General features: G+C 52.9%; 8 protein-coding genes. 2 read left to right on the forward strand and 6 right to left on the reverse strand.

All coding sequences use genetic code 11. From position 1 onward, the window contains the following. The coding region (gene malQ / locus EQY_RS0105705) for a 4-alpha-glucanotransferase (protein WP_000629955.1) at positions 1–1,970 on the forward strand (1,970 nt) is incomplete at its 5' end. Between the two features lie 101 nt (positions 1,971–2,071). Here malQ and gntT read toward each other — a convergent pair. The 3 genes from gntT to gntX all read right to left on the reverse strand — a co-directional run bounded on the left by gntT (position 2,072) and on the right by gntX (position 5,048). Then, positions 2,072–3,388, reverse strand: coding sequence for a gluconate transporter (gntT, locus tag EQY_RS0105710; protein WP_001131744.1), 1,317 nt, complete (start codon positions 3,386–3,388; stop codon positions 2,072–2,074). Positions 3,389–3,730: 342 nt separating this feature from the next. After that, positions 3,731–4,306 (reverse strand): Fe-S biogenesis protein NfuA, encoded by a 576-nt coding sequence (gene nfuA / locus EQY_RS0105715; RefSeq protein WP_000619389.1) that lies wholly within the window; start codon positions 4,304–4,306, stop codon positions 3,731–3,733. 58 nt (positions 4,307–4,364) lie between these two features. Further along, positions 4,365–5,048 (reverse strand): DNA utilization protein GntX, encoded by a 684-nt coding sequence (gntX, locus tag EQY_RS0105720; protein WP_010348483.1) that lies wholly within the window; start codon positions 5,046–5,048, stop codon positions 4,365–4,367. A 37-nt stretch (positions 5,049–5,085) separates the two neighbouring features. On the opposite strand from gntX, the gene bioH reads away from it, so the two are divergent. Further along, on the forward strand, positions 5,086–5,856 hold the full coding sequence (bioH, locus tag EQY_RS0105725; RefSeq protein WP_001060058.1) for a pimeloyl-ACP methyl ester esterase BioH: 771 nt from the start codon (positions 5,086–5,088) through the stop codon (positions 5,854–5,856). A gap of 218 nt (positions 5,857–6,074) precedes the next feature. Here bioH and rpnA read toward each other — a convergent pair whose 3' ends face one another. The 3 genes from rpnA to feoB all read right to left on the reverse strand — a co-directional run. Further along, positions 6,075–6,968 carry a recombination-promoting nuclease RpnA gene (gene rpnA, locus EQY_RS0105730; RefSeq protein ID WP_000039075.1) on the reverse strand — a complete coding sequence of 298 codons (894 nt, stop codon included), beginning with the start codon at positions 6,966–6,968 and terminating at the stop codon, positions 6,075–6,077. A gap of 203 nt (positions 6,969–7,171) precedes the next feature. Continuing rightward, positions 7,172–7,408, reverse strand: coding sequence for a [Fe-S]-dependent transcriptional repressor FeoC (gene feoC, locus EQY_RS0105735; protein WP_000157593.1), 237 nt, complete (start codon positions 7,406–7,408; stop codon positions 7,172–7,174). A gap of 10 nt (positions 7,409–7,418) precedes the next feature. Next, positions 7,419–8,855 (reverse strand): Fe(2+) transporter permease subunit FeoB (feoB, locus tag EQY_RS0105740; protein WP_000396970.1); only part of this gene is annotated, 1,437 nt, incomplete at its 5' end.

The raw sequence follows: 8,855 nt of genomic DNA on the forward strand, positions 1-8,855 counted from the left end.
CCGCGTTGCAGAGAAACCCCGCCACGAAAGTGGCGGTAACGCCAGTCCCGAATGTCATGGTTTATACCAGCGGCAAAAAAATGTCGATGGCGGTAGAAGGCAGCGGCGAATATAGCTGGCTGCTGACCACCGAAGAAGGAACGCAGTACAAAGGCCATGTAACGGGGGGCAAAGCGTTCAATCTACCGACGAAGCTGCCGGAAGGTTATCACACGCTGACGCTTACCCAGGACGACCAGCGCGCGCATTGCCGGGTGATTGTCGCCCCGAAACGCTGTTACGAACCGCAGGCGTTGCTGAATAAACAAAAGCTGTGGGGTGCCTGCGTTCAGCTTTATACGCTGCGATCGGAAAAAAACTGGGGTATTGGGGATTTTGGCGATCTTAAAGCGATGCTGGTGGATGTGGCGAAACGCGGCGGGTCTTTCATCGGCCTGAACCCGATTCATGCGCTCTATCCGGCAAATCCGGAAAGTGCCAGCCCGTATAGTCCGTCATCGCGCCGCTGGCTGAATGTGGTTTATATCGACGTTAACGCCGTCGAAGATTTCCATCTTAGCGAAGAGGCACAGGCCTGGTGGCAGATGCCGACCACGCAACAGACGCTGCAACAGGCGCGGGATGCTGACTGGGTCGATTACTCTACGGTTACTGCCTTAAAAATGACAGCATTGCGGATGGCGTGGAACGGTTTCGCGCAACGTGATGATGAGCAGATGGCGGCGTTTCGCCAGTTTGTTGCAGAGCAGGGCGATAGCTTGTTCTGGCAGGCAGCCTTTGATGCGCTACATGCCCAGCAAGTGAAGGAAGACGAAATGCGCTGGGGCTGGCCGGCATGGCCGCAGGCGTATCAGAACGTGGATTCATCAGAAGTGCGTCAGTTCTGCGAAGAACATCGTGATGACGTCGATTTTTATCTCTGGTTGCAGTGGCTGGCTTACTGCCAGTTTGCCGCCTGCTGGGAGATAAGCCAGGGCTATGAAATGTCGATTGGCTTGTACCGTGATCTGGCGGTTGGCGTAGCGGAAGGTGGGGCAGAAACCTGGTGCGACCGTGAACTGTATTGCCTGAAAGCGTCGGTTGGCGCGCCGCCGGATATCCTCGGCCCGTTGGGGCAGAACTGGGGATTGCCGCCGATGGATCCGCATATCATCACCGCGCGCGCCTATGAACCTTTTATCGAACTACTGCGCGCGAACATGCAAAACTGCGGTGCGCTGCGTATCGACCATGTAATGTCGATGCTGCGTTTGTGGTGGATACCGTATGGCGAAACGGCGGATCAAGGGGCATATGTCCACTATCCGGTGGATGATCTGCTCGCTATTCTGGCGCTGGAAAGTAAACGCCATCGCTGCATGGTGATTGGCGAGGATCTTGGTACGGTGCCGGTAGAGATTGTCGGTAAGCTGCGCAGTAGCGGTGTTTACTCCTACAAAGTGCTCTATTTCGAAAGCGATCACGAGAAGACGTTCCGCGCACCAAAAGCGTATCCGGAGCAGTCGATGGCGGTCGCGGCAACACACGATCTGCCTACGCTGCGTGGTTACTGGGAGAGCGGGGATTTAACGCTGGGCAAAACACTGGGGCTGTACCCGGATGAAGTGGTGCTGCGCGGTTTGTATCAGGATCGCGAACTGGCGAAGCAAGGGCTGTTGGATGCGCTGCATAAATATGGCTGTCTGCCAAAACGTGCCGGGCATAAGGCATCACTAATGTCGATGACACCGACGCTTAATCGTGGCTTGCAACGTTATATCGCCGACAGTAACAGTGCCCTGTTAGGGCTACAGCCAGAAGATTGGCTGGATATGGCGGAACCTGTAAATATTCCTGGCACCAGCTACCAGTACAAAAACTGGCGACGCAAGCTTTCCGCAACGCTTGAGACAATGTTTGCCGATGATGGGGTGAACAAGTTGCTGAAGGATTTGGACAGACGACGCAGGGCGGCAGCGAAGAAGAAGTAGAGTGCGGTTGATGCCGGATGCGACGCTTGATGCGTCTTATCCGGCCTACTCATTAGAGCAGCCGGATAAGGCATTCACGCCATATCCGGCAGTCAGTATTATCAAATCACCATATTCAGCAGCAGACAGCCTACCAGACCGCACACTGAGATAATGGTTTCCAGCATCGACCAGGATTTGATGGTCTCGCCGATAGTCAGGTTAAAGTACTCTTTGAACAGCCAGAAGCCCGGATCGTTCACGTGAGAGAAAATCACACTACCGGAACCAACCGCAATAACCATCAGCTCCGGGCTAACACCTGTCGTTGCAATCAGCGGTGCCGCGATACCACCCGCAGTGATTGCCGCAACGGTTGCGGAACCCAGCGCGATACGCAGCACTGCGGCAATAGACCACGCCATCAGCAGCGGAGAAATGTTGGTTTCGTGCATCATGGAAGCAATGTATTTGTCCACGCCGCTGTCTACCAGCACCTGCTTGAACGCACCGCCACCACCGATGATTAGCAGCATCATCGCGATGATTTTGATTGAAGAAACCAGCGTGTCGTTAATCTGATCCATCGAACGACCACGGTTCAGACCAAAGGTGAACATCGCGATCAGTACGGCAATCAGCGTTGCCATTACCGGGTCACCGAGGAACTCGGCTACCGGCAGGAAAGCGTGACCTTTCGGCAGGATCATTTCAGCGATGGCACGCATTGCCATCAGTACAACCGGCACCAGAGAAGTCCAGACGCTGACGCCAAAGCTCGGCATCTCTTCTTCGCTGAAGGTTTTCGCGCTGTACAGACCTTCCGGGATCGGCTTATCAATGCCTTTCAGCACGCGAGCGTAAACCGGACCCGCGAGAATCACGGTCGGGATCGCCAGAATAGTACCGTACAGCAGGGTTTTACCCATATCGGCCTGGAAGATGGTGGCAATCGCAGTCGGACCTGGATGCGGCGGCAGGAAGCCGTGGGTAACAGACAGTGCAGCTGCCATTGGTACACCAACATACAGCAGCGGGATATTTGCAGCAGCGGCGATGGTGAATACCAGCGGCAGCATCAGCACAAAGCCTACTTCATAGAACAGGGCAAAACCGACGGTAAAACCGGTTAATACCACTGCCCACTGGATGTGTTTTTTACCAAATTTGGCAATCAGCGTGGTGGCGATACGTTGTGCGCCGCCACAGTCTGCCAGCATTTTGCCCAGCATCGCACCAAACCCCATGATCAGGGCAAGGCTACCGAGCGTCCCGCCGACACCGGCTTTGATAGAGCCAATAACTTTATCCAGCGGCATCCCTTGCATTAATCCAACAGCAAGCGCCACGAGGACGAGAGCGATGAAGCCGTTCATTTTGAAGCGGATCATCAGGAGTAATAACAAGATTACACCGATAGCAACAATGACTAATGGCATGATTTACCTGGCCTTTAATTTGTTATGGGTAACGTCAGGTTTCTGACGACAAATCCTGGTTGTCCCAACTGGGAACAGAGATATAACGGCACCACGGCTGATGACCCCTAAAACGTATTAGTGTAGTCAGATGTTATGAGTGTGTTTGGTGCCCATGAGAATGATACGGGTAACATAATGCGCTTGAGAATCACCAGAGCGGGGTAAATTTAAATTATGAGAGGTTGGTCATATTATCGTGGGGAGACGAAGGGGATGGAGTAAAGCTGCGCCATAAGAACAACGAAAGCCCGATAAGACGCTTTAGCGTCGCATCGGGCAATCTACAAAAGAGGGGATAACTTAGTAGTAAGAGTGTTCGCCGCGCTGGTGTTCGGTGAGATCGCGCACACCTTTCAGCTCCGGGAATTCGTTCAGCAACTGCTTTTCGATCCCTTCTTTCAGCGTTACGTCGACCATGGAACAACCGTTACAGCCGCCGCCAAATTGTAGAATGGCGTAACCGTCTTCGGTGATTTCCATCAGCGAAACGCGACCACCGTGACCGGCAAGCTGCGGGTTAATCTGCGATTGCAGCATATACTCCACGCGCTCCATTAGCGGGGCATCGTCAGCCACTTTACGCATTTTGGCGTTCGGTGCTTTCAGCGTTAGCTGGGAACCCAGTTGGTCGGTAACAAAGTCGATCTCTGCATCTTCCAGGTATGGTGCGCTTAACTCATCAACATACGCGGTCAGTAGGTCAAATTTCAGGGCGGTGTCGGTGGCTTCCACAGCGTCAGGCGGACAATAAGAAACGCCACATTCAGCGTTAGGTGTGCCAGGGTTAATCACAAATACGCGGATTTGTGTCCCTTCTTCCTGGTTTGCCAGCAGTTTGGCAAAGTGCGCTTGTGCAGCATCGGAAATACGGATCATAGTAATGGCCTAATAGTTGACTATTTTAGTTGGTTATAATACGCCCATCATCGAGGCTCTACAAGGTTCGACAAAGGCACCAGACCTGGACAGTCGCCGCACCATTGCGTAAAAGCAACTGCGCAATCTCTGCGACGGTACTTCCGGTGGTAACGACATCATCCACAATCACCATATGGAGACCTTGCACGGGCAATTCAAGGCGAAAGGCATTTTTCAGGTTGCGCTTGCGCAGACGGGCGTTGAGAAAATGCTGGGGCGCAGTGGCTCTTGTTCGTGTGACGGCTTCGCTATCCCATTGGCAGTGCAACCAGCGTGATAACGGCTGACACAGCAAATCGCTCTGATTAAATCCCCGACGCCAGTGGCGATGCCGCCATAGCGGGACACTGACGATGCGATCCGGCAGATGTAATTCGCTGGTGCGACGGGCGTGTAAGACTTCCAACAGTAACAAACGTGCTAGCGCACTGGCGATTTCACTGCGGCGGGAAAACTTAAGCTGGTGGATGAGCGGGCTTAACGGCGGCGCATAATTGGCGATGGTTACCAGTCTTTGCCACGGCGGTGGTTTTTGCAGGCAACGACCACAGGGGAGATACGAGTGTGTAGCTGGTAATCCACATTGCGGGCATAGCATTTTATCTGTACGTGCGGCGCGGGAGCAGACCGAACAAATCCCCCAATGACCTAGCGCCAGCGGCATTCGGCATAGCCAGCATAATCCCGGTACTGTTAGCATATGTTCATCCTTGTAAGTGAAAAGAGAACAATAGCGGATGAATAACATCTGGTGGCAGACCAAAGGTCAGGGGAATGTTCATCTTGTGCTGCTGCACGGATGGGGACTGAATGCCGAAGTGTGGCGTTGCATTGACGAGGAACTTAGCTCGCATTTTACGTTACATCTTGTTGATCTGCCTGGCTTCGGGCGCAGTCAGGGATTTGGTGCGATGTCGCTTGCTGACATGGCTGATGTCGTGCTGCAACAGGCACCGGATAAAGCCATTTGGTTAGGCTGGAGCCTGGGCGGGCTGGTGGCAAGTCAGATTGCATTAGCCTATCCCGAGCGTGTTCAGGCGCTGGTCACTGTAGCATCGTCGCCATGTTTTAGTGCCCGTGATGGGTGGCCGGGGATAAAACCGGATGTGCTGGCGGGTTTCCAGCAGCAGCTAAGTGAAGATTTTCAGCGTACGGTGGAGCGTTTCCTTGCGTTGCAAACCATGGGGACAGAAACGGCGCGCCAGGATGCGCGGGCGCTGAAGAAAACCGTTCTGGCATTACCGATGCCGGAGGTTGACGTGCTCAATGGTGGGCTGGAAATCCTGAAAACGGTCGATCTTCGTTATCCGCTGCAAAATGTACCAATGCCGTTTTTGCGATTGTATGGTTATCTCGACGGTCTGGTGCCGCGCAAAGTAGTGCCGATGCTGGATGAACTCTGGCCGCACAGCGAATCATATATCTTCGCCAAAGCGGCTCATGCGCCGTTTATTTCGCATCCAGACGAGTTTTGTCAGCAGCTGGTAGCGTTGAAGCAGAGGGTGTAGGTGGCTTTAGAAATGGCGAGACAGAACTTCCTGACTCGCCGCAGCCAACTCTTCTTCTGACACCCCGGTAAAGCGCATGATATCTGCAAGAGGGACTCCGGATTACAGCATTCTTTTGGCGATATCCAGGGCTTCCAGGCGTCGACCCAATAAATAACCAATCAGGTAACTAATAAGATATTCTCTTTCTGCATCTGTCATTAAAACCATCCTTTACGTTATTGATGATCTATTTCAGCAAGGTCTTCAACCGTCAGGCTGGTAAATCGCAGAACGTCCTCAAGAGAGACTCCGGCATCCAGCATGGTTTTGGCAATATTTAGGGCGTTGGTACGTATACCGTTCTGAAACCCTTCCTGCCGCAATCTTTCCGCAATAGTCACTAAACTCTCCTTGTGTTTCGGTGAACGTTCGGCAACGCCGTCGATAAAATCGTTAAAACGTACCGCATCGCCAGTTTGTAGTATGTAATTAAACAGCCCTTTGATTTGTCTGTCATTAGCGTACCCACTACTTAATAAGCAAGCCATTTGCTCTACCAGCCCCATCAGGTCGCGTTGACGAATATGTTTTTGAATTAACTCCAGCAGCGCCATGCGTCGGTGCTGTATGATTTCATCATCAGGCATGACGGTGACATCAATCAGCGGAAATGCCGAGGCATAAATCTGCCTTGCCAGTTTGGGATCGGCGAAACAATCCAGCCAACACAGCGAATAGGGATAGGGGCTTTCAATGCCGTGGTAAAACAACAACGGTACGACCATCGGCAACGTTTTGTATCCTGCATCAAGGTGGTTTTGCATTGCGGCAATGGCATAACGCATCATGCGAAATGCGATCAGTCTGTTTGAGGTGCTTTGATGTTCAATCAGGCAATAGATATATCCTGGCCCTTGCTCCGTTTTCACCGACCACAGCACGTCGGAATAGCTTTCACGCAGATCGTCATCGATAAAGCTGCTCGACTCCAGCTTGAGGGTTTTCATATCACAGAGCGCGTGGATGGGTGCCGGTAAATGGAACGCAAGAAAATCGCGTGCCGTGTCCGGTTGGCGTAAAAAGAGTTTGAACAGCGCATCGTGTGGGGTGGAACTCTGTTTTTTGCTCATGGCGTTCCTTCACCTGTTTTTTTGAATGCCGAGACTTTACGCGCCACTCCACGGCTGTGCATCAGCAAGTTTTCATCCCTGCGAGACGCTTTCAGAGGAACTTACTCCATGCTGCAAGAGTTGCATTTTTATGGAAAGCCGCACGCAAAAAAGCCCGGTAGCTAATGCATACCGGGCTTTTCAAAACGAACGATGAAACAAGGTTAACGCAGCATCCACCACTCACGCAGACAGGCTTTTCCTTCCGGGCAGCTTTTACAACTGCCAGAGAGGCAGCCATCAGGTTCTTCCTGAATCCGTACCGCTTTGCCCATATTTTCCAGCTGTTGCAGCATAGCGTTAATCATCGGCTGCGGGGTGTTCAGCGTCTGGCTGATCTGGGTTGCTTCCATACGACCCCGTAACGCCAGCAAATCACGCACCTGAATGAGCGAAGCCATTGCCGTGTCCTTAGTGGCAATCGCCAGTGGTGCTGGCTGCGCAGCAACTGCTTACCGTTTTGCGGCTTGCCAGTAGTTCGATATCGACTCGACTACGCGCGCGGCGCAGCAGGCCAATAACCACGATGTTAAACAGGACAACCGCCAGAATGCACACCAGGCTGTAAGTCGGGTGCTGGCTGTAGCTGGCGACCTGATAGAACAATGTTGCCAGCGAGTAAGCGATATTCAGCCCCCACAGGATGGAGAAGCCCATCCAGCCACGGCTTGATTCACGGGCAATGGCACCCATCACCGAAATGCAAGGTACATACAGCAGGACGAATATCAGATAGCTGTAAGCAGCCGCCGCGCTACCGAATTTCTCATCCATCACGCCCATTGCCCCAGTACCCATTTCGCCGTCGCCTTTGCTGGCTTCAATTGGGTTCATCAGTACGCTAAGGCTGAAGGTGTCTTTCAGGCTCTGCCAGGTTTCATCTACCGCGCTGAACAGCTCTTCACCGAGGTTAAATTCCGCCGGATTGAACTCTTCGTCCTGAATGTTTTCTGCGGTATAGAGGGTGTTGAGAGTACCCACCACCACTTCTTTCGCCATTGCGCCAGTAAACAGTCCAACCGTTGCCTGCCAGTTATCTTCATGCACGCCAATCGGCTTGAAGACTGGAGTGATCACGCGGCTGACAGAGGCCAGCGCCGAGTCGTTGATGTTATCGACGATTTTCCCACTCAGCGAGAAGCTGTTGAATGCGCTCAGGAAAATGCTGACGATGATAATCACTTTACCGGCGCGCAGAACGAAGCCTTTCAAACGCTGCCAGGTCTGGATAATCAGACTCTTAATGTGTGGTACGTGATAGACCGGTAGCTCCATGACAAACGGCGTCGCTTCACCGCGCATAATGGTGTATTTGAGCATCAGACCCGTCAGTACCGCCATCACAATACCGATGACATACAGTGAGAACACAGCCAGCGCGCCATTCTGCCCGAAGAACGCGGCAGCAAATACTGCGAAGATTGCCAGACGAGCACCGCAGGACATAAATGGCGCCATCATGATAGTCATCAGACGTTCACGCGGAGCATCAAGAGTGCGCGCACCCATCACCGACGGTACGTTACAACCGAAGCCAACGATCAACGGCACAAAGGATTTCCCTGGCAGACCCAACGCTTGCATCAGACGGTCCATCACAAATGCCGCTCTCGCCATATACCCGGAGTCCTCGAGGAAGGAGAGGAACAGGTACATCATGCCGATCTGCGGCACCAGTGGCAGAACGGTGTTAATACCGCCACCCAGCCCCTGGGCGAGGAAGATAGTCAGCCAGTCAGGGAAGTGGAGCGTGTAGCCAATCCACTGAATACCATGCACAAAGAGTGCCACGGAACCGACGTCAAACAGCGGCTGGAATGCCCCGCCGATGTTGATAGCCAGCAGGAA

It is taken from the genome of Escherichia sp. TW14182 (assembly GCF_000208525.1).
Taxonomy (GTDB): Bacteria; Pseudomonadota; Gammaproteobacteria; order Enterobacterales; family Enterobacteriaceae; genus Escherichia; species Escherichia ruysiae.